Source organism: Paenibacillus sp. 2TAB23 (assembly GCF_052115165.1).
Lineage (GTDB): Bacteria > Bacillota > Bacilli > Paenibacillales > Paenibacillaceae > Pristimantibacillus.
Genome location: NZ_JBFRGD010000065.1, coordinates 1 through 910 on the forward strand (window position 1 = coordinate 1; position 910 = coordinate 910).

General features: G+C 49.9%; 1 protein-coding gene and 1 pseudogene. Both read right to left on the minus strand.

The features are described from left to right. On the minus strand, nt 1-617 hold a 617-nt coding region (locus AB4Z29_RS32295; RefSeq protein ID WP_441946959.1), incomplete at its 3' end, for a MetQ/NlpA family ABC transporter substrate-binding protein. Between the two features lie 53 nt (nt 618-670). After that, nucleotides 671-910: pseudogene (locus tag AB4Z29_RS32300) on the minus strand (metal ABC transporter permease); the annotation flags it as partial.

The following is a 910-nucleotide window of genomic DNA, read 5'->3' on the forward strand; positions in this document are numbered from 1 at the left end:
GCAAGATCAACCTCATCAAGCACGCGCGGCAAGGTTGCGGCTTCCACTTCTCTTATTTCAAGCTTCTTCGGATTATCCGTAATATCAGCAACCGTCCCGTTTACGCCTACGCCATCCTTCAGCTTGAGCAAGCCGTTATCCGCCATTAACGCAAGCGCACGCCCGCCATTGGACGGGTCATTCGGGATAACAACCTGTGCGCCATCCTTCAGCTCTTCGATCTTTTGAATTTTTTTGGAGTAAGCGCCAAAAGGCTCGATATGCACACCAGCAACGTTGACAAGGTCATAACCCTTGTCTTTGTTGAATTGTTCTAAGTAAGGCGTATGCTGAAAAAAGTTAGCATCGATTTGTTTTTCATAGAGCTGCGTGTTTGGTTGAACATAATCATTGAATTCAATGATTTCAAGCTCAATGCCCTGCTCCTTGAGTATCGGCTTCACCAGCTCCAAAAGCTCCGCATGCGGTACAGGGGATGCCCCAACCTTCAGCTTTACCGTCTCAGCTGCTCCCGTTCCCGAACCGTTTGCATTGTTCTCTTCTGTTTTGTCTGCTCCGCAAGCCGTTAGCGCAAACATCAGCATCAGTGTCAATATCATATAGCTTGTCTTCTTCATGTTGATTCCTCCCATGTTGTTGGTTCATCTAGGTTACGCGAATGTTATCCTCTTTATTTCCTGCTGTAGCGTCTAATGAGTGAGTCTCCAATCGTCTGCAGCACCTGCACGAGCACGATAAGCAGCACGACGGTGACGAGCATAACATCGGTTTGAAACCGCTGGTAGCCGTAACGGAGCGCTAAGTCTCCTAGCCCGCCGCCGCCAATGACGCCTGACATCGCCGTATAGGAAACGAGCGTAACGGCTGTAATCGTAACCGCCGCGAGCAAGCTCGGACTCGACTCGCGCAG